The organism is Methylobacter sp. (assembly GCF_023227905.1).
Taxonomy (GTDB): Bacteria; Pseudomonadota; Gammaproteobacteria; order Methylococcales; family Methylomonadaceae; genus Methylobacter_A.
In genome coordinates, this window is sequence record NZ_JALOCF010000048.1 from 15,358 (window position 1) to 37,857 (window position 22,500).

The 22,500-nt window shown below is 48.8% G+C and carries 38 protein-coding genes; 25 read left to right on the top strand and 13 right to left on the bottom strand.

Annotation, left to right across the window (positions count from 1 at the left end; translation table 11 throughout):
• Genes M0R47_RS16680 through M0R47_RS16690 form a run of 3 tightly spaced genes read left to right on the top strand, consistent with a single transcriptional unit; the run spans nucleotide 1 to nucleotide 3,599 of the window.
• A complete protein-coding gene (locus M0R47_RS16680; protein WP_292556859.1) occupies nucleotides 1–885 on the top strand; it encodes a hypothetical protein in 885 nt (294 codons plus the stop codon).
• A complete protein-coding gene (locus M0R47_RS16685; RefSeq protein WP_292556861.1) occupies nucleotides 882–1,964 on the top strand; it encodes a hypothetical protein in 1,083 nt (360 codons plus the stop codon). Before M0R47_RS16680 ends, M0R47_RS16685 begins: the two co-directional genes overlap by 4 nt.
• A complete protein-coding gene (locus M0R47_RS16690; protein ID WP_292556863.1) occupies nucleotides 1,965–3,599 on the top strand; it encodes a hypothetical protein in 1,635 nt (544 codons plus the stop codon).
• 68 nt (nucleotides 3,600–3,667) lie between these two features.
• Here M0R47_RS16690 and M0R47_RS16695 read toward each other — a convergent pair whose 3' ends face one another.
• On the bottom strand, nucleotides 3,668–4,279 hold the full coding sequence (locus M0R47_RS16695) for a hypothetical protein (RefSeq protein ID WP_292556865.1): 612 nt from the start codon (nucleotides 4,277–4,279) through the stop codon (nucleotides 3,668–3,670).
• 70 nt (nucleotides 4,280–4,349) lie between these two features.
• Here M0R47_RS16695 and M0R47_RS16700 point away from each other — a divergent pair, with 70 nt between their 5' ends.
• The 9 genes from M0R47_RS16700 to M0R47_RS16740 all read left to right on the top strand — a co-directional run bounded on the left by M0R47_RS16700 (nucleotide 4,350) and on the right by M0R47_RS16740 (nucleotide 9,570).
• A complete protein-coding gene (locus M0R47_RS16700) occupies nucleotides 4,350–5,063 on the top strand; it encodes a hypothetical protein (RefSeq protein ID WP_292556866.1) in 714 nt (237 codons plus the stop codon).
• Nucleotides 5,064–5,187: 124 nt separating this feature from the next.
• Entirely contained in the window at nucleotides 5,188–5,499 is a 312-nt protein-coding gene (locus M0R47_RS16705) for a hypothetical protein (protein ID WP_292556868.1), read from the top strand.
• Nucleotides 5,489–5,779 (top strand): hypothetical protein, encoded by a 291-nt coding sequence (locus M0R47_RS16710; RefSeq protein ID WP_292556870.1) that lies wholly within the window; start codon nucleotides 5,489–5,491, stop codon nucleotides 5,777–5,779. The genes M0R47_RS16705 and M0R47_RS16710 overlap by 11 nt, the downstream gene beginning before the upstream one ends.
• Nucleotides 5,780–5,789: 10 nt before the next feature.
• Nucleotides 5,790–7,088: a hypothetical protein gene (locus M0R47_RS16715; protein ID WP_292556872.1), complete on the top strand. Its 1,299-nt coding sequence runs from the start codon at nucleotides 5,790–5,792 to the stop codon at nucleotides 7,086–7,088.
• 136 nt (nucleotides 7,089–7,224) lie between these two features.
• Nucleotides 7,225–7,470, top strand: coding sequence for a hypothetical protein (locus M0R47_RS16720; RefSeq protein WP_292556873.1), 246 nt, complete (start codon nucleotides 7,225–7,227; stop codon nucleotides 7,468–7,470).
• Nucleotides 7,463–7,612 (top strand): hypothetical protein, encoded by a 150-nt coding sequence (locus M0R47_RS16725; protein WP_292556875.1) that lies wholly within the window; start codon nucleotides 7,463–7,465, stop codon nucleotides 7,610–7,612. The genes M0R47_RS16720 and M0R47_RS16725 overlap by 8 nt, the downstream gene beginning before the upstream one ends.
• A gap of 10 nt (nucleotides 7,613–7,622) precedes the next feature.
• The gene (locus M0R47_RS16730; RefSeq protein ID WP_292556876.1) at nucleotides 7,623–8,114 is read left to right on the top strand and encodes a hypothetical protein; all 492 of its coding nucleotides are present in this window, start codon (nucleotides 7,623–7,625) and stop codon (nucleotides 8,112–8,114) included.
• The gene (locus M0R47_RS16735; RefSeq protein ID WP_292556878.1) at nucleotides 8,081–8,395 is read left to right on the top strand and encodes a hypothetical protein; all 315 of its coding nucleotides are present in this window, start codon (nucleotides 8,081–8,083) and stop codon (nucleotides 8,393–8,395) included. Before M0R47_RS16730 ends, M0R47_RS16735 begins: the two co-directional genes overlap by 34 nt.
• 224 nt (nucleotides 8,396–8,619) lie before the next feature.
• Entirely contained in the window at nucleotides 8,620–9,570 is a 951-nt protein-coding gene (locus M0R47_RS16740) for a site-specific integrase (RefSeq protein ID WP_292556880.1), read from the top strand.
• Between the two features lie 132 nt (nucleotides 9,571–9,702).
• Here M0R47_RS16740 and M0R47_RS16745 read toward each other — a convergent pair whose 3' ends face one another.
• The 12 genes from M0R47_RS16745 to M0R47_RS16800 form a co-directional block, all read right to left on the bottom strand.
• A complete protein-coding gene (locus M0R47_RS16745) occupies nucleotides 9,703–9,876 on the bottom strand; it encodes a helix-turn-helix domain-containing protein (RefSeq protein WP_292556882.1) in 174 nt (57 codons plus the stop codon).
• Nucleotides 9,873–10,079 (bottom strand): hypothetical protein, encoded by a 207-nt coding sequence (locus M0R47_RS16750; RefSeq protein ID WP_292556883.1) that lies wholly within the window; start codon nucleotides 10,077–10,079, stop codon nucleotides 9,873–9,875. Before M0R47_RS16750 ends, M0R47_RS16745 begins: the two co-directional genes overlap by 4 nt.
• Nucleotides 10,080–10,205: 126 nt before the next feature.
• Nucleotides 10,206–10,415 (bottom strand): hypothetical protein, encoded by a 210-nt coding sequence (locus M0R47_RS16755; protein ID WP_292556885.1) that lies wholly within the window; start codon nucleotides 10,413–10,415, stop codon nucleotides 10,206–10,208.
• A 2-nt stretch (nucleotides 10,416–10,417) separates the two neighbouring features.
• Nucleotides 10,418–10,924, bottom strand: a complete 507-nt coding sequence (locus M0R47_RS16760) for a hypothetical protein (protein WP_292556887.1) — start codon at nucleotides 10,922–10,924, stop codon at nucleotides 10,418–10,420.
• Nucleotides 10,925–11,163: 239 nt separating this feature from the next.
• On the bottom strand, nucleotides 11,164–11,664 hold the full coding sequence (locus M0R47_RS16765) for a siphovirus Gp157 family protein (protein ID WP_292556889.1): 501 nt from the start codon (nucleotides 11,662–11,664) through the stop codon (nucleotides 11,164–11,166).
• On the bottom strand, nucleotides 11,665–12,300 hold the full coding sequence (locus M0R47_RS16770; RefSeq protein ID WP_292556891.1) for a hypothetical protein: 636 nt from the start codon (nucleotides 12,298–12,300) through the stop codon (nucleotides 11,665–11,667). It abuts the gene before it with no gap.
• A gap of 96 nt (nucleotides 12,301–12,396) precedes the next feature.
• Nucleotides 12,397–12,645 carry a hypothetical protein gene (locus M0R47_RS16775; protein ID WP_292556892.1) on the bottom strand — a complete coding sequence of 83 codons (249 nt, stop codon included), beginning with the start codon at nucleotides 12,643–12,645 and terminating at the stop codon, nucleotides 12,397–12,399.
• Nucleotides 12,642–12,908: a hypothetical protein gene (locus M0R47_RS16780; protein ID WP_292556894.1), complete on the bottom strand. Its 267-nt coding sequence runs from the start codon at nucleotides 12,906–12,908 to the stop codon at nucleotides 12,642–12,644. The genes M0R47_RS16775 and M0R47_RS16780 overlap by 4 nt, the downstream gene beginning before the upstream one ends.
• A gap of 333 nt (nucleotides 12,909–13,241) precedes the next feature.
• The gene (locus M0R47_RS16785; RefSeq protein WP_292556895.1) at nucleotides 13,242–13,739 is read right to left on the bottom strand and encodes a hypothetical protein; all 498 of its coding nucleotides are present in this window, start codon (nucleotides 13,737–13,739) and stop codon (nucleotides 13,242–13,244) included.
• A 220-nt stretch (nucleotides 13,740–13,959) separates the two neighbouring features.
• Entirely contained in the window at nucleotides 13,960–14,256 is a 297-nt protein-coding gene (locus M0R47_RS16790; RefSeq protein ID WP_292556897.1) for a hypothetical protein, read from the bottom strand.
• 1 nt (nucleotide 14,257) lies between these two features.
• Nucleotides 14,258–14,593, bottom strand: coding sequence for a Rap1a/Tai family immunity protein (locus M0R47_RS16795; protein WP_292556899.1), 336 nt, complete (start codon nucleotides 14,591–14,593; stop codon nucleotides 14,258–14,260).
• A complete protein-coding gene (locus M0R47_RS16800) occupies nucleotides 14,590–15,270 on the bottom strand; it encodes a LexA family transcriptional regulator (RefSeq protein WP_292556901.1) in 681 nt (226 codons plus the stop codon). The genes M0R47_RS16795 and M0R47_RS16800 overlap by 4 nt, the downstream gene beginning before the upstream one ends.
• A 456-nt stretch (nucleotides 15,271–15,726) precedes the next feature.
• Between M0R47_RS16800 and M0R47_RS16805 the strand changes: the two genes are divergently transcribed.
• The 13 genes from M0R47_RS16805 (at nucleotide 15,727) to M0R47_RS16865 (ending at nucleotide 22,370) form a co-directional block, all read left to right on the top strand.
• Entirely contained in the window at nucleotides 15,727–15,933 is a 207-nt protein-coding gene (locus M0R47_RS16805; protein ID WP_292556903.1) for a hypothetical protein, read from the top strand.
• A 12-nt stretch (nucleotides 15,934–15,945) separates the two neighbouring features.
• Entirely contained in the window at nucleotides 15,946–16,131 is a 186-nt protein-coding gene (locus tag M0R47_RS16810; protein ID WP_292556905.1) for a hypothetical protein, read from the top strand.
• A gap of 696 nt (nucleotides 16,132–16,827) precedes the next feature.
• Complete coding sequence (locus M0R47_RS16815; RefSeq protein ID WP_292556907.1) at nucleotides 16,828–17,043, top strand: DUF5710 domain-containing protein; 216 nt, start codon at nucleotides 16,828–16,830, stop codon at nucleotides 17,041–17,043.
• A gap of 36 nt (nucleotides 17,044–17,079) precedes the next feature.
• A complete protein-coding gene (locus M0R47_RS16820; RefSeq protein ID WP_292556908.1) occupies nucleotides 17,080–18,543 on the top strand; it encodes a DEAD/DEAH box helicase family protein in 1,464 nt (487 codons plus the stop codon).
• Nucleotides 18,540–19,520 (top strand): toprim domain-containing protein, encoded by a 981-nt coding sequence (locus M0R47_RS16825; RefSeq protein WP_292556910.1) that lies wholly within the window; start codon nucleotides 18,540–18,542, stop codon nucleotides 19,518–19,520. Before M0R47_RS16820 ends, M0R47_RS16825 begins: the two co-directional genes overlap by 4 nt.
• Nucleotides 19,521–19,659: 139 nt before the next feature.
• The gene (locus tag M0R47_RS16830) at nucleotides 19,660–19,971 is read left to right on the top strand and encodes a hypothetical protein (protein WP_292556912.1); all 312 of its coding nucleotides are present in this window, start codon (nucleotides 19,660–19,662) and stop codon (nucleotides 19,969–19,971) included.
• On the top strand, nucleotides 19,968–20,120 hold the full coding sequence (locus M0R47_RS16835; RefSeq protein WP_292556914.1) for a hypothetical protein: 153 nt from the start codon (nucleotides 19,968–19,970) through the stop codon (nucleotides 20,118–20,120). Before M0R47_RS16830 ends, M0R47_RS16835 begins: the two co-directional genes overlap by 4 nt.
• A complete protein-coding gene (locus tag M0R47_RS16840; RefSeq protein WP_292556916.1) occupies nucleotides 20,120–20,686 on the top strand; it encodes a hypothetical protein in 567 nt (188 codons plus the stop codon). Before M0R47_RS16835 ends, M0R47_RS16840 begins: the two co-directional genes overlap by 1 nt.
• A gap of 34 nt (nucleotides 20,687–20,720) precedes the next feature.
• Nucleotides 20,721–20,948 carry a hypothetical protein gene (locus M0R47_RS16845; RefSeq protein ID WP_292556918.1) on the top strand — a complete coding sequence of 76 codons (228 nt, stop codon included), beginning with the start codon at nucleotides 20,721–20,723 and terminating at the stop codon, nucleotides 20,946–20,948.
• An 8-nt stretch (nucleotides 20,949–20,956) separates the two neighbouring features.
• Entirely contained in the window at nucleotides 20,957–21,226 is a 270-nt protein-coding gene (locus tag M0R47_RS16850; RefSeq protein ID WP_292556920.1) for a Ref family recombination enhancement nuclease, read from the top strand.
• Nucleotides 21,223–21,582 (top strand): RusA family crossover junction endodeoxyribonuclease, encoded by a 360-nt coding sequence (locus M0R47_RS16855; protein ID WP_292556922.1) that lies wholly within the window; start codon nucleotides 21,223–21,225, stop codon nucleotides 21,580–21,582. The genes M0R47_RS16850 and M0R47_RS16855 overlap by 4 nt, the downstream gene beginning before the upstream one ends.
• A 189-nt stretch (nucleotides 21,583–21,771) precedes the next feature.
• Nucleotides 21,772–22,212: a single-stranded DNA-binding protein gene (locus M0R47_RS16860; RefSeq protein WP_292556924.1), complete on the top strand. Its 441-nt coding sequence runs from the start codon at nucleotides 21,772–21,774 to the stop codon at nucleotides 22,210–22,212.
• Entirely contained in the window at nucleotides 22,209–22,370 is a 162-nt protein-coding gene (locus M0R47_RS16865) for a hypothetical protein (protein ID WP_292556926.1), read from the top strand. Before M0R47_RS16860 ends, M0R47_RS16865 begins: the two co-directional genes overlap by 4 nt.
• Nucleotides 22,371–22,500: the final 130 nt, after the last annotated feature.

Genomic DNA, 22,500 nt, shown 5'->3' on the forward strand with positions numbered 1-22,500 from the left:
ATGCCTGACTACAACGGACAAATAGACTGGGGCGACTGGCAGCAGATGCCGGACTATCGCGCCGGCTGGCGGGATAAACACAAGAGCGGCATCGCTGATCTAGGAAGGGCGCTTGATGTCACCACATACATCCCAGGCCTGAATACGGTATCCGATTTTGCACACGAAGGCACCGGGCAGGCGATGACGGCTGCTAATCAAGTGCTATCGCCAGTGGTAAAGGCCGTCCACAAATATACCCTGCCGGATTACCAGTTAAACAAAGGCAATGCTATTGGTGATATTCACCGGTTCAGCGAAGAAAAACCGGCTGATGCTTTGGCGATAGCCGCGGCAACTTATTTTACTGCCGGGGCTGCTAGCGGTTTAGCCAGTGGTGGCGGTGGTGGGGCAGCGGCTGGCGGCATGGCAGGAAGCACGGCGGCGGGGAGTGCTGCTATCACGCCGACTTTTGCCAGTGGCGCGGCCGGAGCAGGCGGAGCAGTAACCGCAGGTGCTGGTGCCAGCGCCATCACGCCGGCATTTACGGCGGCCGGTCTTTCTATTGCGCCGGAAGCGGCGGCAGCGGGAGGGCTAGGCGCAGCAGGAACCGCCGCGGCCAACTCGCTATTAACGCCAGCTTTTGCATCCTGGGGCGGAACGGGCGCTGGTGGCGGCCTGTTGAGTCAGGCAAAAAACGCCTATAACACGCTCAATAAATACGACGCTTATCGGTCAAATCTGCAAAGGTTCGCCGGCAACAACGGGCCAACTGAACGCGACCGAGCCAACGCACAATCGGCGGCGCTGGCCGACCGCATATTGAATGCCGGTAACACGCCTCAAACAGCACGACAACGGATAACGAATCGACTCATGATAAATAAATATGGGGTTCGCAAATGATGGATCAGGAACAAGCGGCGATTAACCGCAGACAACGCATTGCTGAAATGCTGATGCAGCAAGGACAAGAGCCGATGGAAACCAACCAGACGGCTGGCGGTTATGTGGTGCCGGTATCACCATTAGCCGGCGTAGCTAAGGTGGCGCAGCAATTGGCCGGGGCATACACGGCAAAAACTGCCGAAGATAAACAGGTTGCACTTGACGACAAGAAGAAGGCAATTGTTCAAGCGCTGTATTCAGGCCAAACTCCTCCAACTCTCGACAAGGTTGCGGCTACTGGAATCGCATCTCCAGAGATGATGCTGAAAATGGGTTCTGACTTGGCGTCGGCTCAGGCGGAACACACCAACAAAGTTGAAGATAGAAAATTGCAGGCCGAGCTCACAGCCTCACAGCGGGAAGAAGATCGGAAAGCAAGGGCGGAACAAGCGCAACTTGCAAGGGATCAGACTTTTGCCCAACAAGAGCAGATGGCTAGATTGGCCGCAAGCCTTAGACCGGCACCGCAGCCAAGACAAGACCCATTGGTTCAGGTTGTCGGTCCTGATGGTCAGCCGACCTATACGCCAAGCTCTCAGGCCGTTGGTCAAAAACCTTTTACTGCTCAAACCATAAAACAAGAGCAAGCAGACGCGGCCAAGGAGCAGCAGAAAACGCAGGCTTCCTTATCGTCCCAGCAGGTTTTGGATCAGGCGGCAATATTGGCCGCTCATCCTGGCAGAGAATCAGCAACGGGCGCATCGAGCTTTATGAGCAAGATACCCGGCACCAAAGCTAGAGACTTTCAAGCCAATCTCGATACCTTCAAGGCTCAGACGTTCGTTCCAATGGTTTCAGCCCTGAAAGGAATGGGTGCTTTATCAGATGCGGAAGGCAAGAAGATATCGGAGTCAGTAGGTGCGCTAGACCCGTCTATGTCAGAGGGTGAGTTCAACGATTCCCTGCAAAGAGTAACAAAGTACCTGTATGACAAGGCTAAGGCTTCCGGGCTGAATGTTTCGTTGCCTGATTTCGCTGTAGAAGAAAAAAAGCAGGTCAATACCGATGATTTGGTTAAGCATTACCTGGGGCAATAAATGGCGACTAGAGAAGAAATAGGCTTAGCCCTACAGAAAGCGCACGATGCCGGAGATATCGAAGTCGCAAAGCTTCTGGCTAAGGCTTATTCAGAAACACCAGAAACGACACAGCCAACCATTACTGACGAAGGAAACCCAATAATAAACGCCTTGCGCGGATTCTCGGCCCGAGGAAATCAGGCAATGAACGCCTTAAATCCGCTTGCATCCCCAGAGGATGACGCGAGGATAGCCGGAGAGCAGGAATGGGTAAAGCAAAACTCAGGCGCTGGAGTTGGATCGACGCTAGCCGATATGGCGATAACTGCTCCTGCTGGCGGCATAGGTGGTGCTATCCCGCGCATATTGGCCACAGGCTATGCCGAAGGATTGACTCATAACGGCAACTTCCAGGACAAAATGGAAGAAATGGCGGCAGGTTCGCTTGGTGCCGGCGTTGGCGAAGGTGCGGCAAAGGTTATCGGCTTTCTGGCTCAGCCATTCAAAAAGGCGGCCGGAAGCGCAATTGATACCGTCACCGACGGCTTACGAAACAAGGCTCGAGATATCGGCATCAATCTCAATGCGGCACAGGAAACCGGTAACAGGACCCTGCAAGCCGTAGACAAGCAATTAAGCGTATTGCCTTCATCCTCTGAATTCCAGGCGGCACAAAAAGAAGGCCAAAGGCTGGCATGGCAGGAGGCGCTATTCAAGCAAGGCGGAGAAAATGCCAACATGGCGACGCCTGATGTTATGGGCGGCATGAAATCGAGAATATCAGGCGTTTATGATGATGTTGCCGGGCGTAACAGTCTGATGGTTGACCCGCAATTTAAGGCTGATTTGTCCGATATTGAAAAAACGCTGATGGAGCGCATCCCGGTCAATCAGAAAAATATCGTGGCCAGCTATTTGCGCGACTTTGGTACAGCCCCGGAAGGAGCGGCCATTGCTGGCAAGCAGTATCAAGACATTCGATCGATGCTTGACAAGCAGTCAAAGGCATTCAGGAACAGCGACCCGGCGACGGCTGAAGCTTTGAAGCGAATACGCGGCTCAGCGGACTCAGCCATGGAGCGCAGCCTTATCGGGCAGAACAGTAACGCGTTGCCAAGCAAGACCGGTGCTGACGATCTCGAAGCATGGCGCAAAGCCAATAAGGATTGGTCTGTCATGCGAACCATTGAGACGGCGGTAGACCCGGAAACAGCCACAATACGCCCCAATATCCTGCTCAACAAAATGCGACAGCGCGACCCTAACCGGGTTATTTATGGCGCAGGAGATCAAGAGTTTACCGACATTGCCAAGGTAGGCAAGGCGTTCATTCCGGACAAAGCACCGGATTCTGGAACGGCCATCAACTCGGCAATCGTGAAAGCATTGACAGGCGGAAGCGTGTTAGGTGGCACTGCCGGCGCTGACTATGCGATATCACGAGACCCGGCAGAGGCGGCGGGTGTCGGTGCAGCTAGCCTAGCAGCATCAATACTAGGCCCAAAAGCAGCAGCTCGCGCAATGTGGAAGGACGGAGGCTATTTATCAAAAGGATTGGCAGACCTAACCAAAGAAGTAACTCCCGGACTGACACGGCAAAGGATAATAGCCGAGATTTTAAGGAATGCCGGTAATCAGGCTGCACAGGATTAGTCTTTTGTAATGTTATAATGTAACAACTAAAAAGGATTCTAAATTATGAGTCGAAATGGATCAGTAAATCAAAGCGTAATACTAGCATCGTTTTTACGAGAAGCTGTTCTTTGTCTTTCTTTTTCTCGATGGCATATTTTGCACCGTCTCCAGCCTTCTTTGCTTGCAATCAGGTTTTCTGGCTTATATTCATGCCCATTTGGGCAATGGGTTTTTGCTCTCTGTCTTGCCCCATTTGCTTTTCCGCCTAAAGACAAGCCGGTTCTGTCAATTTTTTTATGCGGCAAAAGTATTTCATCAATGCTAAGGCCTTTTTTAACTCGATTTGTGATGCTATCAGATTTTAGCCCTAGATCCTTTGCTAATAAAGCAGGAACTATCTCAACCCCGTCTATAAAAAAACGATTCACAACATCTCTATTTATCTGCTGCTCTTGTCTTGATGCCCATTTACAGTTTTCTGGAAAATATCCTTTTTGGTTATCAATCCGTTCTAGTGTAAACCCTTTAGGTCTTTCTCCCATGTCGGCCACAAAAGCATGAAAGTTATTAACCCACGAATCACATACAGTAATCCCACGACCACCATAGCGGTGAAAAGATTTATTTCTTTTGTTAAGGCATCTAGATTTCATGCTTTTCCAAACAGAATAAAGGGGATGCTGGTTTTTAAACGGCATATCAATTCCTTAATTTTGAAATTGATACATTATAACATAACATGCGTCGAAATGGCGAAGGAGGGCTAAAGTGTCCCGAAACGGAAGCGGTACGTACAACCCACCAGGCTCAAGTTTCCCGGCGGTCACCGGCACGACCATAGATTCCACCAAATACAACAACGTGGTCAATGACATGGCGGCAGCCGTTACCGCATCAATTGCTAATGATGGGCAAACGCCCATATTGGCAAACCTACCAATGAGCGGATTTAAGCACATCGGCGCCGGTCAGGCAAGCGCAAGTGGTCAGTATGTTGAGTATGCGCAATTTACAGCGGCGTTGGCGGCAAAACAGGATATTGCGACACTGCCAAATCCAATTCCGGCCGGAACTGTCATGCCGTTTTATCAAGTCAACCCGCCTGTCGGATGGGCTACAGTTGGCACAGTCGACGACTACATGATGCGAATAGTGCCATCTGGCAGTACCGGGGGTACAGGCGGAGGCAGTATGTCGCCAATTTTAAACAATGTTGTACCTTGGCATGATCATGCGCTAGGTTCTGCTGGCATTAACGCTGTAGGCGATCACGCACATATTTCAGGCGGCGGCGGCGGGTTTTGGGAAACAAGCGGCGGCGGCTCATGGTCGTTGACAAGTGGGATAGGAGCAGATCAAGCCGCATCTACAGCGTATTCTGGCGCTCATACGCATACGCTATATGGCAAAACTGATGGCAACAATGGATACAATAATTGGACGCCTAGATATGTGGATTTTTGCTTGGGAGTTAAATCGTGATCGAAACCATCTTAACCTGTCCACTTGGGCATCAATGGACGGATAACATGAAATACGCCGGAATTTACCGATTTCCTAACAATCTGGACAGGTGTTTGGTTGTGATTATGGAGGCTACAAATCCATGAGTATCGATGTTATTTTAGATTGTCCAGATGAAAAGCTGTGTGAACACGTTGATAGAAAAGGCAAGCTTCATAGGTGCAGGGCTTATATGGCAATTGAAGGAAGGCACCCAACGACAGGCGCAGAAACAAAAGATTGGAAGTGTGCAAAATATGAATGGCAACCTATTTTATTGCTGGAAATAGCAAGGACAAATCGAGGGACCAGCGATGCGGTCGTCTCAATGCGCGAAGAAACCATCAAACGGCAAGATCAGTTCATAGGGCTGGCATTTGAAGCTAGGCAAGAGAGGTTGTTAGGTGGCGATTAGTGCAGAACAGGCGGCCATTATCCTGCCTAAATTGGCCAATTATCTAGCAGCTCAACGCTGGATAAACATGAGGGCGAGCGACTTGGACGCAGAATATCAGAAATTAACCGATGCTGAAAAGCTGGTTATTGTCAATTCGCTGATCAATAACGATGACAAAGCAAAAGAGCTGATTAAGCAAAAGCTTGACCCGCCTGTTCAGGAATGGGCAAAGGCGCAAGCAAAAATATACATAGACGCCAACACCATTCCAATCGATGTAATCGCTAACATTTTCTGAGGCCATATACATGACTGAATATAGAGACATAGTCACTCCATCAACTAAAAAACTGGGAACGGATGTACAGCAATACCCCTCAAGCGCCTCATTCCCGCCCGCCGCCGATTTTGGGGTTGGCGTGGCGCAGGTAGGACTAGATACTTATGCTTCCGATGAAGTGAGGTGGTCAATACCAGGGCACCCATCGCTATCGCCATTCGACAAAACAAAATATACGCGGCTTACTAACGCCATTAGGAACACCATAGCTGGGGTTTCGAACACTCGCATTTTATTTGCCGGGGACTCAACTACTGCCGGTGTAACAACCGACTCGCTAAATTCAATTCCAAACTCATTTGCAACAAGGCTCAGTGAAATACTAACAAACAGCGTGGCACCAGCAGGTTGGCAATCACACTATGGCACAGCAAACGACAATACAAACGGATTGGCGCTACATGCGTCAGATAACAGGCTGCTTGATTTGCCGGCTGGATGGGCAACGTTCAGCCCTGGAACTGGAATTTGTGGCGCTAGTATTACTAATGCAAGTAATACAAATCCCATCACGTTCACACCTGCAACCAATACAGATACTCTTGACGTTTATTACATAGACGCAGGCGCAACGTATAACCAATTTGAAATCAAGGTTGGAGCTACGGTTATAGGCACTGCCACGCCTTCTGGCAGTAACTCAGTTAAAAAACTCACGGGATCAACAACGCTGGGAGCAAATACGTACACGATACAGCGTGGAGCTACTGGCGCAGGCGGGATGATTATCGTTGGGTTCGAGGCCTACGACTCCGCGAAAAAAGAGATTTCTCTAATCAATACCGGGATTGGTGGGAGCTTTTTAAAAACATGGCTAGCAAAAACTCCAACGCAGTTTTGGGATGCATTGAGGATTCTGACGGATGCCGGCAGTGCGGCAAAATTTGACGCTGTTGTGCTGGGTTATGGAATCAACCACTGGGCTAACTCGGCGACTAACAGTGCTGCCGATTTTGGTGTTCAACTTGATTTAGTTGCCAGCTATCTAGCAGCGGCGAACATTCCGCTAATAATCAAAACGCCGGCACCATCACCGACAAGCGTTGCGTCATACGCGCTGCAAAAAACGTATGTCGATGAAATTTATAAAACAGCGGCGACATACGGGCTGCTAGTAGTGGATACGTTTAACGTCTGGAATTCTGATTTTTCAGCGGCATATGCAAATGGGTGGATGACGGCAATCGGCGATGTTCATCCGTCGAAATTAGGCTATATGGTTGAGGCCGGATATTTAGCTGACGCTATTAAGTATATTTTGAGGTAGAAATTAATTTATAAACTTCGGAATAGACCAAAACCAATAATTAAACAGCATGTTGTAGAGTAAAAAATGACTACTGCACCCAGCAAGCCATGACCCACAAACTCAAAACAGCCCCGGCCGTCGAGCCGGTGACCAAATGACCGTTAGCCAGCACGCCGAAAATATAGGGAATTGCGGCTTCATCACCAGCGTCGGCGTTAGCGCGGCCCTGATATTCGATGGGATCGTTAAGGTTCTGGACGCTCACAGCTGGATTGTGGGCGCCGTGATCGGCTCCATATCGTTATTGATGCAATGGCATTTCAAGCGTAAGGCGATGAAAGTCATCATGGCCGGCGGCGATAGGCGATCAACACTTATGACAAGGGCTTTCGATGATTAGATTATCTTTGCAGAAAAAAATATGGCTGATTGCGGCGTTGATTGGTGCGCCAATGGCATGGATCGGCAAGGATGTTGGTCAGCTTTTGCTGTTGGCCGGCGCTGTGTCGGCAGGCGTGGCATACCGCGGTCGTAGCAAATAAAGGAGGCGTTATGATGTATTTGAAATGGGGGCTGTACCTGATTCCACATGCGCTGATTATGGCGAACCGCTACTGGTTGTCCTGGGTAGCGGTTAAATTTTTCAGCACGGAAGACAAGCTACAGCTTACGCATGGCTGGGGTTGGTTTATGACCCGCGATAATCCGCTGACGGGTGATGCTGGGCATCAAGCAAGAATAACTGGTAGCCCGTATGATTTTTGGAACAGGGTTAAATGGCTTCAACGCAATGGCGGAAATAGTTTCAACTACATGCAAATTGGCGTCGATTATGACAAGTGGTTCGCATTTAACAACTGGATGATTCAGGACACACAAAATTTCTGGAAAAGACCTGATGGGGCTTGGCAGTTTCGCGCCAAAGTCAAAATACCATTCATCAAGCGAGCCTGGACGCCTTATATCGGCTGGGGGTTGTTTGGCCCGGTAGATAATCGCTGCAAATTCACATGCACAATTCTGAGATTCAACAAGATCGCATAACATCGGAAGATGTCACGCCTGACTTTTACCGGTACGAATACCCAAAGGTTAGGCTTGTACGCGTGTATGAGCCAGGGATTGCCCCGCAAGAGCCTAACCCATATAAGTTCGCCGTGATTGCCGAAATCGCCGAATCAGGGCTTTGCGTCATCAAGGCGCTGTCAAAGCCGAAGAACCTCACCATTTCAGACATGAAAGCCGGATATAGGCATCTTCGGAAATTCGGCGCCGTTGAACTGCATTGGCGGCATGATGGGCAAGAGCAAGTTTTCAGCGGCTAAAAATTGCGGCGTGCGCCAGAATTGCACCAACTCACGCCGCAAGCCGCTATAAGCGCGGAATAACGTCCCTGTCGCTAGGAGGTGAGCTATAAAAGCACATAATTGCATATGGCGGAACATAGCCGACAAACCCAGCAAACACCAGCATTCTAAAATGTCAATATTGGCAAATAAGTGCAAATAGCGGAATATGCCTGCTTTTTGATTGCACCACATTTGCACCAATGGCAACTATCACAAAGCGCGGCAAACGCTGGCGCGCACAAGTCAGGCTTCTAGGGCATCCACCATTATCAGGAACATTCGCGACTAAAGGCGAGGCGCAAGCCTGGGCCACGCATACCGAGAGCGACATTCTCGCCGGCACGTTAACAGTCGGCACTAGGAAGACGCTACGGCAGGCCATACAGCGCTATTTGGAAGAGGTCACGCCAACGCATAGGGGCGCAGTGAAAGAGGCGCAGAACTTCGCAGCGTTGCTTAATCGTCTACCGTTTGTGGATGCGCCGGTTAGCAGCATCACAACACCTATGATAGCCGAGTGGCGCGACAGCCTAGCCAAAGAGGTTAAGCCGGGAACCGTGATTAAGTACCTCGGCCACGTTAACAGCGTCATGGAAGTCGCTCGACGGGAATGGCAATGGATCGATGTGAACCCTTGCAAGGATGTGAAGAGGCCGAGAAACAGCAAACACAGGGACGGGATTTTTACTCAGCAGCAGATAGACGACTTAGCCGCGGTATTGCCCGAAACCGCAAAGGCTGTTTTCCTGTTTGCAATTGAGACCGCAATGAGGCGGGGCGAGATATTGGGCCTAGAGTGGCGCGATGTTAACCTGGAAAGGCGGTTTTTAACGCTACAGACGACTAAAAACGGCGATAAGAGACAGGTGCCACTATCTAGTAGGGCTTGCGAGATATTGCGCGGCAGGATTGGCGAATCTAGGCCTTTTGATATTGCTGTTGAATGCCTCCGTCCACAGCTTGCGAAAGGGTTCAAAGCAGCGGGAATCGAGGGTATGCGGCTGCATGACGCGAGGCATACCGCATGTACTTTTATGGCTCAGAAAGTAGATGTATTGACGCTGGCGCGTATACTCGGTCATCGAGATTTACGGAGCCTCAGTATTTATTATAACAAGCCGGCTAGCGAAATAGCCGACTTGCTTGATTAGTCTGGTATTTTTGAGCATTTATTGCAATGCGAAGAAACCGGAAGTTTTACCGCATTTTTCGCATTTCTTTTTAATATCATTTCTAGTTTGTCCGGTATTGGCTAAATATTCTAAATAGTCGCTCACTGCTTATTACCCCCTTTGGCTATCCCGCCACTTAGCCAGTTCTTCCGGCTTGTAAAATATCATCTTCCGCGAAATCTTAATGGCTTTTGGAAAATCCCGTCTAGCCCGGTAGTTTGCCAAGGTGCGCTTGGTTACGCCTAAAAGCTCGGCGGATTCATCTAGGTTTAGTCGCTCTTTCACTTCTTTTGCTCCTTGTCTTTTAGTGCGCGGATTTCGTCAGCGATGAACCTTGCTGCAAATGATGACTTGTGTGGATCGGCTATCTTTATCGCATCCTCAATCGCCCGGTTATAGGCCATTTCCGCAATGTACTGCGCGAAATCAAACCACCCGGCAAAGTTGCCTTTGCCCCATTCTTCTACGATTTCTTCTCTGCTAAGCATTGTCTGATCCTATGCGGTGTTCGCGCTCTATCAGCCTGACAAACTCCAAAAATTCATGAGGTTCATTATGTTTGCATGCAACCAAATTAGAATTCCTTAATCTTATGTCTTCTATTTTGTCTTCGCTCAACGGCTCGCGCTTTGGTGCCTTTTTTGCCGATGCCATCCCAGCGATTTAAGCTGCTCGGCGGCTTTTTTCAGCGTGTCGGCTTCAACCTTATCGGCAACCGCTTTGGCAAAGTCGATCATCGCTGATCCGGCGTAATTCGCGTTTACCGGCATTGATTTGTAGCCGTAGTGTTGGCATAGCATGGTCTCGAGTTCGGATTTGTCCATCATCACTCCCCATGCGCCCAGTCTGAATAAACATGCACCACCTGGCGCGGCACCACTTTACCGATTCGCAGGCGCGTGAATTTTGATTGATTTTGCCGTGGTGAAAACAATGGCCGCGATTTACTCGGCTCATATTTGACGCTGTATTTCTCGCCGCCAACCTCCAGCCATTTTGCAATCTCTGCAATTGAGAAATAGGGTGATGACTTGCCGTTGCCGATAGATCGGCAAATGCCTTTTTGCTCTGGAAAACCTTTGGTTATCACCCAGCCGCGCACGGTCTTTTCGGTACGGCGAAATACTTTAGCCATGTTCTTTTGGATAACATGACCATCCGGTGCGCCTACCTGTTGTGAGTACATTTGTGATATTGCCTCTTTCACGTCGTCGATGGAATACAAGTGGCGACCGCCGCATTTTTCATAATCCAGGTCTTTGCATATTCGTCTGAGTGTAACGGACGAAATTTCAAACTCTTCGGCGAATTCTGGTAGGGTTTTGTGGTTCATGTTATTCATCGTTGTATTATTAAATTAACAGTCAGCATATGAACTGCCGGGCTGCCCAGGTTCGTTGCTGCCAGTGCAGGCGTTGCGGTGATTGTTCGCGTGTGGGCATCTTTTATTTCCGCATTTCTGACACAAAATCATGCGTGTAGACTCGACTGGAATAAACTCCCCAGGCTGAAATTCAATAACCTCACATCGGTCGCGGATGCATTGCCTGCACTCGCATTTGATTTTGACGGTCATTTGATAGACACCCGAAAGCCTGCTTGAAGTCTAATCCCTGGAAGGTCTAATCCTGATTTAATGGCATCAGCCAGGGCTTTTTTATCGACCGACGTTTCCACCTTGGTTTTCCAGAACTCTTTCGGCACCGAACTTTCATCGTCAATTTGTACCGATGCTGGCGTTTTAGCCAATGAAACGGCTATTTCGTTATCACTGAATTTGTTATGTCCAGTAGCCTCCATGTTGCGTTTCAGATAGTCACGTAGCCATGACGCTTTATTTTCAAGCAATTTTCGACGGGCTTGCTGGCGCTGCTCGACGGCCTTAATCGCTTCGGCTTCGGCTTCGTAATTAGCCAACGCCTTCGCTACGTTTAGAAGTTTGTCGTCAAGTTCCCCATCCAGTGATTCGATAGTATCAATGGCGGTTTTCTGGTCTACGTCATTCTCTGGATCGGTTAAAAAGTCCAGTGCTTGCAAATAATGCTCAGTGAGTTTGTAAAGTTGCAAGTTCATTTATGCGGCCTCTTTTTTTGGATTAAATTCGCGCCATTTTTCAGCATATGCCAACTTGTGAAGCTCTTTAACTTTTGGATCCAGCTTTGCCCAATAGTCTGTTAGCTCTTCAAGAGTTTTAGTCGCCTTGAGTGCTGCTGAATGGTTTTGCTCTGGTTGCTTTTCTTCTGGTTCTTCAACGTGCAAATCGCCCTTGTGCCACAGGTCGAGGGCTGCGCCAAATCGCATGGCGGCATTTCTTAACGCATCGCCAATACGCTCTTTCATGGCGTCGCCACCCGTTTTCCCCTGTGCGTCGCCGTAGCCGTAGCGGGTAACACCGCAGACGGTTAATTTGATCCACATGCCACCGTTTGCATCGATTGCCGGAAATCCTTTGTCATCGAACGATACTGGCTCCCAGTTCCACGATGGATCGGCGTCGAGCAAGCGATCAGTCAATGCTGCATGCCCGACATAATCTAAATGCACAACTTGAGGATGATGCCAAGTTCCGCAAATTTGGCAGCGTACGCCGGCCTTAAAATCGGCTTTTACAGCGTCGGTTTGTGCCTTGGTTGGCTTGGGTAGTTTGCTTATCTGGTTAGGCTTGAATGGCTCCCTGAGCAGATCAAGGCCGGTTTTTTGAGTTGCCATAAATCCTCCTAGAACGGGGCGTATACCCAATATGGTGTTTTTTTGTGACCGTGGAAAAACGCGCTTATCCAGCGTTTTTGGTGGCTGCGTTTGTGTTTATTCATGCTCATACGACAACGCCAGCAGCTCTTGTTTTTGCGCTTGAATTATTTCAATTTGAGACATGAGTTCGCCCAGAACTTTATCGAGTTGAGCGACTTTCTCGGCGGTAACTTCCGCCGGTTCCCTTTCATGAAATTCAACTTCGACAAATTCGGACACCCTTACATAGTCTTTATGTCCGTCTGCCCATTCTTCCATCGGGCTGATGGTGTTGTAAATTGATTGGTATAGTGCTAGTTTCATTTTCTTCTCTCCGGCTTAACTGCTGCGATATGCAGCACTTCACGCGCTTCTGATTGGCTGATCACACAGCCGCTATGGGCCGGCGTGGTCATGGCTTGTTGGTACCGGTGGTATTCGTAATAGCCCAGCGAAATTAGTCCGACTCCGAATAACACGCTGATGGTCATCAATGCGCCGATGTAGTTGTGTTTAACGCCATGGTGCTGGCGTCTAACGTATCTGCTCGCCTGCTGCCTGTTTTGTAATTCAAATGCCAAGCTCATTTCGCTGACTCCCATATTCGTTTTGCCGCTATTTTTAGCGCGCCTCTTCTTGTAAATGCCTCGAACTCTCTGCCACAAGCCTTCGCGACATATTTGCCGCTTGGCAATTTATTGATGCTCATAACCACTCCCATTGTTGGATTTATACGGCAGGCTCTTTGTTCAACGAAGCCTAATTTGTTAGTTGCCGGACTCTCACCGGCTTTGCAGTTCACTTTGTTTACTCGGCGCTTTGTGCTGCTAACTAATCCGCCAAGGCAGGACCAATTCGTCTCTCATGTTCTCCAAAAAATAGCCGCCGACGTTCGGTCCGCGCGGCTGAGTCAGGAGTAATCAAACTTTTAACTTATCTCTCAAAATCTTTAACGCTTCTTCAAATGCTTGTTTTGCAACATCTGTCTGAACTTGTTTTGCAAAATCTTTTTTAATTTCTGAAACTTGAGATTCAACAATTGAATCAACCGCAGCGGTAAAAGCATTTCGTTCAGATACATAGCTAACTTTTTTGTAAACCATTTGATCCTGAATGGTTTTTACGAGTTGCTTTCTAAAACTCGTAGGCTCTGACTTCGCACCATAATTTGTAACAGGGGTATATTCGGCGTTCAAAATGTCATCGAACAGCTCAGGGAGCCTATCTTTTATAGCTTGAGCTACTGTGTTGGCTATTTGCCTGTCTATCTCCTCTTGCACTTTATGAACCGAAGTTGAGAGAACTTGTTTTTTAACAGACTCAATTACTTGTCTTTGCACAGACTCCTGAAGTGTTTCCGGGCCGTAATCTTCATCAAATAGAAGGTTGTTTAAATCTATTTCCACTTTCATATTCATATCTAGTTCCGGTAAAAAAGCCCGTTATCGAAACCGGGCAGGCTTAGGAGGTTACGCACATCGCTTGCTGCTTTGTTGGGATATAAGATACCTCAAGGTATTTATAAATGCAATACCCGCGGGTAACTTTTTTTCATCAGGCACAAAAAAGCCGACTCAAGGCCGGCTGATGGTCGTAAAAAAAAGCCCGGTTAAGGGCTTTAGTTGCGCTGTGGATTACTTACCAGCGGTCGCTGTTATTGGGAGTTCTATCAAATGAGTTCGATTGCCCGTCGTTGTCATTGTCTCCGAAGCCATAACTGGAACTCCGTTGATTGTATGCGGGTGCGCTGCTGAATTCGTCACGCTGGCTGCCGCCATATGTTTGAGAGCCGTAATTATTATAGCGGCTGCTGTCCGGGCTGCTGCGCATGTGTGGCGCAACGTAGGTGCCGTCTCTGCGAGTGTATCCGCGCACGCTTTCTGCCTGGGCCGTAGCTGATGCGACAAATGCCAAGATGGTAATTAATATTTTCATTTTATTTCTCCTTTGTTTGATTCTTGCAGGGCCACAAGTCTTTAAGTGCATTGATAACAGAATATTTTCCTGGATCGCTCCATTTTTCTGGATGGACTTCCATATAGTTAAGCACAATTTTAGCAAGCTGCCCTTTAGTGGTTCCATGAGGCATGCAAATAATAACTTCATCAATTACGTCTATTACTCCGATGATATATCCGAAAGAATACGCCGATTTATATCCTGCTCTTTCCCTGTCTTGGTCTAGTAACCCTTCGTGTATTACCGATCCTGAGTCAAAATAAGCGCACGCCTGAAAGCTTAACAATAAGCCAATCAAAATTTTAAAAATCATTCTCCTTCCCATTTTCCTATGATTACGCCACATATCCTCATCTCATCAGTCATTTCAATTTTGTCAAACATGGCGTTGATTGGTACCAGCCAGTGCTTTCCATCAACAACATGGTATTCCTTAAATGTCGCCTCTTCGCAGTTTGGTATCTTGGCAATAACTCGACATCCGCTATGAGGAGCAACAGAAGGATCAACAAAAATAATCGTTCCTTCTGGGTATGTTTTTGCTCCAGGAATTGAGCTTGTCATCGAATTCCCTTTGACGCGGAGACAATAGGTATTTGGCCCAGATTTTTTGGGTCTTGGAATCCATTCTTCCGCATCGCCTGGATTAAATAAATCAATCGTTTCACAAAATGCACCGGCTTGGATAAAACTGATTAACGGCGAATCTCCACTGATGCTTGGTCCTGGCTCAGTGTTCCCTGCATTAAGTGTCTTATCCCATTGCGGAACATCCATCCAGCCTGGAGGCAAATCCTTATACCTGGCGTAAATTGCCTGCAAAATTTCATCGCCAATTTTTTTCTTTCCTGCCCGTCCATTTTCGTATGTGCAGCGTCGTACATATGAAGGGTCTTTTCCAATGCTAGTGCTAAAACTAGCCGCGTTACCTCCGCTTTTTTTCCGAATCAGGTGGATTAGGTTTAGTCGTCTTATTTCGTAAATATCCATGGCTCAATAATTACCTATAGAACACCACAAATAAATGGCCTTGAGGTATTGCAAAAAAAAGTACCCTCAGGTATTCTTTGCAGCATGGAAGAGCTGAAAAGATACCTGAATAGCCTGTCAAAGCCAGATCAAGTGGCATACGCAAAGGCGTGCTTAACGACTCTTGGATACTTGCGCAAGGCTGTGTATTCCGAGTCTAAGCCAACTTTTGACGCCGCACTTGCTCGCTTGCTTGATGAAAACTCAGGAGGTGTTGTTAAAAAACACGCCTTGCGTCCTGACGTTTGGCCTGAGCTGGTAGACGCCGCATGAACAACCACGCCAACCACCCCAGCACTTTCTCTAGCAACAATGGAACCCAGGTGCGCGGCGTGACCCTTTGCTACACCCTCCGTTGTTACTCGCCGGCAGTTATCGGGCCGGCTTTTTTTAGATTTCCACAATTTGAGACTAGCCATGGCACGCCCGAAAAAACACGATAGTGAAGTTCATGTAAACCGTCTGTCCGTATATCTGACAGATGACGATTTCACGCTTATTAGGCAGTTGGCATCCCGCAAAGGCATTCCAGCCGGCGTGCTGGGCAGAACATTCATTGCGTCGAAGCTGGATTCAATCTCAACTGTGTTGGCCGGCACTGTAATCGAACATAGCTCTCATTAAGAGGGCTTTTGAATGCAAAAAATACAGATTGAGCTGGACGATGTGGAGCTTGCCCAATTGCAAGCGTTTTCAAGGCTTAATAACTCAACAATCGAAGAGGCGGCGTCTATGTTGATTGCAAATAAACTGGCGGAAGCCGTTGATAAAGCGCTGGACGACATGCTGGCTGAGTCTGATGCGCCGAGGCGGTTGCAATGAAATCGATCCTATCCATGGCAATCGAGCTGTTTTTCGCCATCTGGCTATGTCTGACGCTGGATCCTGATATGCGATCGATTGATGAGGATGAGTTGTGATTAAAGCGCTAATTGGCCCGCCAAACAGCTTTTTCTGCTCGTCATGCACCAAACACCATCTGGTTCATAGGTATGCGGCAACCAAGCGCACCAGACAGGGCGCAAGACATGTCTGCAAGTCTTGCGAGACGAAGATGCTTCGATCGAGGAAGGCAGCGTAACGAATTTTTAGCCCGATGCTTCCAGGGCTTTAAAACTGGAGCACTTTGAAATAATGGATACACGCAACAAACCGGATGACCTGAAACAGGATTTGCCCCCGGCTGATAACCGGGACCAGCAATGAAGGCGATAGCCAGATAGGACGGCCAAGGAGGTCGCAGTAGTCCTTGACGGTAAACAAGACAGGTCTCAAGGCAGAAGGCAGGCGTGGGGGTTTGATGACTATCTCTCAAACCCCGAACGGTGACGGGAAACCCATATCAGGCCCGTAGTAAGGCTAAAACAGCAGAAGTCGGTAAACGGGCCTGCTGGAGTCACCACATAAAAAGCCAGGACGGCCCAAGTAGTTATTGAAATTATTGAAAAGTGAAGCACGCCTTCAAGAACTCGCCTTATTTGAAGGTAAACAGTAATAACCCCTTACAAGGTTGGATAAATGCGAATTGATTTGATTGTTCCATACGATGACAAGGAAAAAGCAAAAATCCTTGGAGCAAGATGGGATGGAATCCGCAAGTGTTGGTACATCGTGGATAAGGAGGATTTGCTCCCTTTCATGGCGTGGATGCCCAAGCATTTAGCACAACCCCATGCAAAGGGTAAAAAAGTTACAGGCAATAAAAAAGCCGGCCATTCCCGCAAAAGAAAGTAACCGGCTTAGTGTTCAACAGAACGGAGAAAATTATACATGCAATTACGAGATTACCAAACCAAGCTCATTTCCGACATACGCCAAGCGATCCGCGAAGGGCATACCCGCATAATCTGCCAGTTACACGTCGGCGGCGGCAAAACTATCATCGCCGGGGAAATTTCACGCTCAGCCCGAGAAAAGATGAAACGCTCGCTGTTTATCGCCCCGCGTCGTCAGTTGGTTTACCAGGCGGCAGACAAGTTTAACGGGCTTGGCGTTTCGACTGGCATCATCATGGCAGGGGAAAAACAGTTCTCACAGCCATTGGTTCAAGTCGGAAGCATCGACACGCTGACCAGCCGAATCAAAAGCGGAAAGATGCGGCATCCCGACGCGGCGATTGTCATGGCTGACGAAGCCCACGCCGTTTTCAGCCCTGAGCGTTTGGAGTTTCTGAAAAATTACCCGCTTGTTCTCGGCATCACCGCCACACCCGCATTAGCCAATGGCAAGGGCATGGGCGCTTTTTATACCAAGATCGTTGAAGGCCCGACGATGGCCGAAATGGTGGAAGCTGGCTATCTGGTGCCGATGCGCTACTACGGTGCCGACGCGCCGGATTTGGAGGCCGTGAAGCTGAACGCCGACGGTGATTATCAGGAAAGCGCACTTGCAGAAGCCAGCGACAAGCCGGAGCTGATCGGCAGCGTGTACCGCAACTATAAGCGGCTGGCCAGCGACCGAACCACGCTGATTTTCGCTGTCAACTGCAAACATGGCCGTCACATATACGAAGAGTTTTTGAGCCACGGCGAGGCGGTGGAGTACATCGACGCGCACACCAGCACCGAAGAGCGAGACGCAATGGAAAAGCGAGTTGCTGATGGTGTAACCAGGGTAATCGTGAACATAGGGGTGATGGCATTCGGCACCGACTGGCCGCGAATTTCGTGCGTGATTGTGGCCAGGGTTACTCGGAATATTGCCGCATGGATTCAGATGGTCGGCAGAGGCTCACGCCTTCACCCAGCCAAACAAGACTGCATCGTAATTTACCACGGCCACAACTTCGAGGAACTTGGCCCGATTGACGCGCCGATTGAGTGGAGCCTGGATGATAAAACCACGATCCGCGAACGCAAGGAACGCGCACAGCAGGATGCAAAAGAGCCGAAAGAAATCAAGTGCAAGAAATGCGGCTACATCTTCAAGTCCAGCCGGGTATGCCCTTCATGCCACACCGAAATGATAGCGCCAGGTGAGGCAATCCCATTCCATGAGGCCGAACTGGTCGAGCTGAAGGTTTCAGCGGCTGACAAAATCCAGTGGTATGCCGAGTTTCTTGGCTACTGCAAGCAGAACGGCAAGGGCACGAACTTTGCGCTGGCTATGTTTAAGGCAAAGTTCAACTCATGGCCATATAAGAAAAATTCAATACAGCCAGCCACCCCATCACAAGAGGTTTTGAACTACATCACATCTCGTCGAATTGCCTACGCAAGAGGTCGTGGAGCATGAGATACGCATTGCCACAAATCAAAGACCAGTGCGCCGGCCGGTGGGTTTCTGTGCTGACAAATTTGGGCATCGACGAAGCGTTTTTGAATGGCAAACATGGTGCTTGCCCACTGTGTGGCGGAAATGACCGCTTCCGGTTCGACCGCAAGCGCGAGATGGCATTTTGCAGCGGCTGCGGCCACAAATCACCGCTCGACTTGGCGATTGCTTACCTTGGTAGACCATTCCGAGAGACTGCGGCAGAGATTCGACAAATTTTAGGAGTAACCACGATGGAACCGATTAAACAGGTAGACGACTATGAGAAAAACAAGGCTCGGTTATTTGAAATTTACGGCGGAAGAAAGTCTATAAATGGACCTAATATTGTCGAATATTACTTGGCATCTCGTGGATTAACATCCAGGCCAGAGCAAGACGTTTTTTACCATCCGAACGTTACATACTACGAAGACGGGAAGCGGGTCGGCACATTCCCGGCAATGGTGTCAGTATTTCGGAATGTAGCTAGAGAAACAGCCACATATCACATCACCTACCTCACGACGGAAGGCCAGAAAGCCGCGGTTAGTAGTCCAAAAAAGATATTGCCGACCATACGGCAGCTTGCTGGGTGTTCTATCCAATTGTTCGCGCCGAAAAACGAAGTGTTGGCCATTGCCGAGGGTATCGAAACCGCGTTGGCTGTTCATCAACTGGAAGGGTTGCCCGTTTGGGCGGCTGGGAATGCTCAACTGATGGAGGCCATACAAATTCCGGTAAATATAAATGAGGTCTGGATTTATGCCGATAGAGACCCGAGTTTTACCGGCCAAAAATCAGCATACACTTTGGCTAGACGGCTGACGAATGAAGGCAAGAAAGTCATGGTGTGCAACCTGATCGACCAGACATGGATTACCGACCGGGGGGATAAGTACGATTTTTTGGATTTTCTCGCCCAAAAAGGACGGTCCGCGACTATTCCCCGGAGTTAGCCGACATGATTAATCAATTTAGAGACAAATTCGGGCCGTTAAAACAAATAACCGTCGAGATTGGCGGAGAGGCAGTTTTTAACGTGGACAAACGACTAGAACGGCCAGCGAATTGGTCCGGTAAATTGAGGGCGATTAGATGACCAAATCCGAAAAACTCCAAATGCTGGAAGCGTGGAAGGCTGCGCATGACGACATTGAGTCTAAGTTTGACGAACTAGGCAAGCTGTTCAACGACATCACGAGGCCGTTATTTGATGCGGCTTGGCGGACTTTCAGCAACTACACGAAATTGGTTTCTGCGCAGCTTGGCGATGAATTTGAATCGCTTGAATGGTACTGGATGGAAAACCAATTTGGCAAAAGAGAATTTGAAGCTGGAGCCGATGGGGAAAAGCGCTCAATTTGCGATTTTGAAGATCTTCTTTGGCTGATCGAGGTTTGCAAATGAGATTAGTAACCATGCTATCAGTAATCTTTATAGTTGACGCTTTCACTGATGCAAAAATTAGCGAAAAAGCAGCTTATTTTACTGCTTGGCTACTGATTATATTTTTCGTAATGGATGTTATCGATTTAATTGCATCGGTGCGTCGTTAATGACTAAGAAACCAAAAAAAACAGACTTCATGGTGTCCAATGCGTTTACCCGCGGCATGGCCTTGGCGGCGGTGGCTGCGCTGAATTTCAATACGGTTTGGCGCGTGGCTATCAAGCCCTGGAGCGAGGTTGAAGGCATAAGTGACGCGCAGCGGCGGCTTTACTGGATGGTTTTGACAGACTTGCAAAACACCGAAATTAACGAGTTAGCTGGCAGGACCAAAGACCAATGGCATCTAGCCATGAAGCGCCGGTTCCTGATGCCTATTTACGAACGAGAGTTTACAGACTACGCGGAAATGCTGACAACGGTTCGCAAGTGCGCCGATGACGAACGCAAGTTGCTGTTGAAGTGGATAGCCGCGGAAACCAGCATTACCCGCAAATGTGAGAACGATCCGACGACCGGCGAAAAGGCTGACAGAAAGATGATCAGGATCATGCGCGAATACCTCGATTGCGTTATGCAGTACGCCAGAAATCATGGGGTTCTGTTGCGCATAGACGCCAGGATATTCGCGGAGGCGATGGGGTATGAGTATCAGAATTACAGGATGGCGGCATGATTAAACAGGCAATGTTTTCTAAAGAGAGAGAGTCGTGAGCGATACAGTATGCAGTTTTGGAAAGAAAGGGATTAATTTTTTTGTAAATTCAAAAAAAGAAAGAAACAGAGGAAACAGATTATCTATATCGATGCTGCTAAAAAGTAAAACAGGCGCATTTCAAAAAAAAATAAGACTAGCTCGTGCAGATTTTGAAGAAATGCAAAGGAAAGGCGACTTGCAAGAAAAAATAGATTACGCAAAGTCACTTTTTGATGATTAAAGTTAAGTATGGCTAAACAGCCCACCAAATCCCAGCGCAAACGATGGGAGCTTATCCGCGGGTTAGGCTGCATTGTTTGCCGAGCGTGGTTGGCCGAGATTCATCATTGCGGCACTGGCGCCGGCGGCAGGAAAGACCACGACAAGGTTATTCCGTTATGCCCGGTACATCATACGGGCATTTATGGGATCCACAAGATAGGCCGGAAACGGTTTGCTGAAAATTACGGAACGGAGGAAGAATTGATGCAGCAAGTGGAAGAGAGGTTGGCGGCGTGATTGAGTTTCAATATCAACTCCCATATCCGCCCACGGTTAACCACATTTACCGCAGAACCAAGCGCGGCCAGGTGTTTTTAGACGACAGGGCCAGCAGCTACCGTGATGAGGTTATTTTGATGATTGGCAAAGGTCATACGACGCTGACGGGGCCGATACAGGTTCGAGTTGACGCTTATATGCCCGACAAGCGCAAACGTGACCTGGACAACATCTTCAAGAGCTTGAACGACGCACTAACCCATGCCGGTGTGTGGAGAGACGACAGCCAGATTGAGCGGATTGTTGCCAACAAACAGGGGGTTGAGTCGCCGGGCAGAGTGGTCGTTACCGTTTCGCAGATATTGGAGCAATAGAGCATGGATAACCCAGTTTACGAGTGTTGTTATCCTGGCTGCCGAAAACAGAGCGATAAACCAGGACGCTGCCAGCACGGCCGCGCCCAGGTAGAAATGCGGATAAAAGTGGCAGTACAGCACAGCAGAACCGATTCCTTTGCCGGTAAGGGTAAGGGGAAGAATTTTCACTCATATTCGGAATAAAAAATGATTTTGACAGGATTAGCAAGGCTTGGTCGCGATGCGGAAATTAGGTTCACCGGCCAAGGTGAGCCAGTGGCATCATTGGCGCTGGCGTTCAACTACGGACAAAAACAGCAAGACGGTAACAGGCCTGCGCAGTGGGTAGACGCCGCGTTATGGGGTAAACGTGCCGAGGCATTGGCTCCATATCTAAAAAAAGGCGGTCTAGTTAGCGTGACGCTCAGCGATCCGCATATCGAGACATACCAGACGCAAGGTGGAGAGCGGTCGAAAATAGTTGCTCGCGTGCTGGATATTGAACTGGCTGGCGGCGGACAGCGCAACGAACAGCAACCAAGGCCGGCGCCCACTGCACAAGCACAACCGCCAGCAAATTATAACGACTTCGACGACGACATACCGTTTGTTTCGCTCAACTGGCAGATTAGACGGCATTTGATATGACCACCCAAGGACCACTATTCACCGGGACGGCTCTTATTGCCGGCGCTATTTGTTTTGTGGTGATGGAATTGGCGTGGATCGTCGGAAAGTTTTTGCAAGGGTGCCGGGCGGTTGATTCGGCGATGGATGGATTGATTAGGGCATTAGACGGTGAGTAACACGCTCGAAAAATACGAACAGGACGAACAGTGGCTAGCAGTACGCCGGCCACTGGCGACCGAGTACGAAATTGACAAATTCTGCGAATCCGTAGCAAAGCGGATGCAGATCAACGGCATGACCGAGGAA

Excerpts from the sequence above, each read along its gene's own strand:
- M0R47_RS16680 (WP_292556859.1), top strand. The coding sequence starts at position 1 with ATGCCTGACTACAACGGACAAATAGACTGGGGCGACTGGCAGCAGATG.
- M0R47_RS16685 (WP_292556861.1), top strand. The coding sequence starts at position 882 with ATGATGGATCAGGAACAAGCGGCGATTAACCGCAGACAACGCATTGCT.
- M0R47_RS16690 (WP_292556863.1), top strand. The coding sequence starts at position 1,965 with ATGGCGACTAGAGAAGAAATAGGCTTAGCCCTACAGAAAGCGCACGAT.
- M0R47_RS16695 (WP_292556865.1), bottom strand. The coding sequence starts at position 4,279 with ATGCCGTTTAAAAACCAGCATCCCCTTTATTCTGTTTGGAAAAGCATG.
- M0R47_RS16705 (WP_292556868.1), top strand. The coding sequence starts at position 5,188 with ATGAGTATCGATGTTATTTTAGATTGTCCAGATGAAAAGCTGTGTGAA.
- M0R47_RS16715 (WP_292556872.1), top strand. The coding sequence starts at position 5,790 with ATGACTGAATATAGAGACATAGTCACTCCATCAACTAAAAAACTGGGA.
- M0R47_RS16720 (WP_292556873.1), top strand. The coding sequence starts at position 7,225 with ATGACCGTTAGCCAGCACGCCGAAAATATAGGGAATTGCGGCTTCATC.
- M0R47_RS16725 (WP_292556875.1), top strand. The coding sequence starts at position 7,463 with ATGATTAGATTATCTTTGCAGAAAAAAATATGGCTGATTGCGGCGTTG.
- M0R47_RS16730 (WP_292556876.1), top strand. The coding sequence starts at position 7,623 with ATGATGTATTTGAAATGGGGGCTGTACCTGATTCCACATGCGCTGATT.
- M0R47_RS16735 (WP_292556878.1), top strand. The coding sequence starts at position 8,081 with ATGCACAATTCTGAGATTCAACAAGATCGCATAACATCGGAAGATGTC.
- M0R47_RS16740 (WP_292556880.1), top strand. The coding sequence starts at position 8,620 with ATGGCAACTATCACAAAGCGCGGCAAACGCTGGCGCGCACAAGTCAGG.
- M0R47_RS16750 (WP_292556883.1), bottom strand. The coding sequence starts at position 10,079 with ATGCTTAGCAGAGAAGAAATCGTAGAAGAATGGGGCAAAGGCAACTTT.
- M0R47_RS16755 (WP_292556885.1), bottom strand. The coding sequence starts at position 10,415 with ATGGACAAATCCGAACTCGAGACCATGCTATGCCAACACTACGGCTAC.
- M0R47_RS16760 (WP_292556887.1), bottom strand. The coding sequence starts at position 10,924 with ATGAACCACAAAACCCTACCAGAATTCGCCGAAGAGTTTGAAATTTCG.
- M0R47_RS16765 (WP_292556889.1), bottom strand. The coding sequence starts at position 11,664 with ATGAACTTGCAACTTTACAAACTCACTGAGCATTATTTGCAAGCACTG.
- M0R47_RS16770 (WP_292556891.1), bottom strand. The coding sequence starts at position 12,300 with ATGGCAACTCAAAAAACCGGCCTTGATCTGCTCAGGGAGCCATTCAAG.
- M0R47_RS16775 (WP_292556892.1), bottom strand. The coding sequence starts at position 12,645 with ATGAAACTAGCACTATACCAATCAATTTACAACACCATCAGCCCGATG.
- M0R47_RS16780 (WP_292556894.1), bottom strand. The coding sequence starts at position 12,908 with ATGAGCTTGGCATTTGAATTACAAAACAGGCAGCAGGCGAGCAGATAC.
- M0R47_RS16785 (WP_292556895.1), bottom strand. The coding sequence starts at position 13,739 with ATGAATATGAAAGTGGAAATAGATTTAAACAACCTTCTATTTGATGAA.
- M0R47_RS16790 (WP_292556897.1), bottom strand. The coding sequence starts at position 14,256 with ATGAAAATATTAATTACCATCTTGGCATTTGTCGCATCAGCTACGGCC.
- M0R47_RS16795 (WP_292556899.1), bottom strand. The coding sequence starts at position 14,593 with ATGATTTTTAAAATTTTGATTGGCTTATTGTTAAGCTTTCAGGCGTGC.
- M0R47_RS16800 (WP_292556901.1), bottom strand. The coding sequence starts at position 15,270 with ATGGATATTTACGAAATAAGACGACTAAACCTAATCCACCTGATTCGG.
- M0R47_RS16805 (WP_292556903.1), top strand. The coding sequence starts at position 15,727 with ATGGCACGCCCGAAAAAACACGATAGTGAAGTTCATGTAAACCGTCTG.
- M0R47_RS16810 (WP_292556905.1), top strand. The coding sequence starts at position 15,946 with ATGCAAAAAATACAGATTGAGCTGGACGATGTGGAGCTTGCCCAATTG.
- M0R47_RS16815 (WP_292556907.1), top strand. The coding sequence starts at position 16,828 with ATGCGAATTGATTTGATTGTTCCATACGATGACAAGGAAAAAGCAAAA.
- M0R47_RS16820 (WP_292556908.1), top strand. The coding sequence starts at position 17,080 with ATGCAATTACGAGATTACCAAACCAAGCTCATTTCCGACATACGCCAA.
- M0R47_RS16825 (WP_292556910.1), top strand. The coding sequence starts at position 18,540 with ATGAGATACGCATTGCCACAAATCAAAGACCAGTGCGCCGGCCGGTGG.
- M0R47_RS16830 (WP_292556912.1), top strand. The coding sequence starts at position 19,660 with ATGACCAAATCCGAAAAACTCCAAATGCTGGAAGCGTGGAAGGCTGCG.
- M0R47_RS16835 (WP_292556914.1), top strand. The coding sequence starts at position 19,968 with ATGAGATTAGTAACCATGCTATCAGTAATCTTTATAGTTGACGCTTTC.
- M0R47_RS16840 (WP_292556916.1), top strand. The coding sequence starts at position 20,120 with ATGACTAAGAAACCAAAAAAAACAGACTTCATGGTGTCCAATGCGTTT.
- M0R47_RS16850 (WP_292556920.1), top strand. The coding sequence starts at position 20,957 with ATGGCTAAACAGCCCACCAAATCCCAGCGCAAACGATGGGAGCTTATC.
- M0R47_RS16860 (WP_292556924.1), top strand. The coding sequence starts at position 21,772 with ATGATTTTGACAGGATTAGCAAGGCTTGGTCGCGATGCGGAAATTAGG.
- M0R47_RS16865 (WP_292556926.1), top strand. The coding sequence starts at position 22,209 with ATGACCACCCAAGGACCACTATTCACCGGGACGGCTCTTATTGCCGGC.